This is a genomic window from Leifsonia sp. HAY1-4F, from assembly GCF_056755275.1.
This window is the reverse complement of record NZ_JBNDHX010000643.1, coordinates 1-235: the sequence shown is the minus strand read 5'-3', so window position 1 is coordinate 235 and position 235 is coordinate 1. Positions and strand designations below refer to the sequence as shown.

1 pseudogene is annotated in these 235 nt (G+C 62.1%); it reads right to left on the bottom strand.

Going from position 1 to position 235, the window contains the following annotated elements:
* A pseudogene (locus ACPYOG_RS20820) lies at positions 1-120 on the bottom strand (30S ribosomal protein S4); the annotation flags it as partial.
* Positions 121-235: the final 115 nt, after the last annotated feature.

Below are 235 nucleotides of genomic sequence, written 5' to 3'. Positions count from 1 at the left end.
GCCGTGCTCACCGGGGCCGTACGGGCGGCGCTCCATGTACTTGGCGGCCTTGGGGGTCAGAGCAATGCCGAGTGCACGCGAAAGGCGTGCGGTACGGCGAGCACGAGTGTTGTTAGCCACTTGTGTCCTTCCAATTACTGCGGTGAATCTGTGTTACTGGCCTCCATCAGGGAGAGCATCGGCCAACCGCTGCCTCTTGCTACTGGCCCGGGCGCGCAGCACCATTGAAGAAATC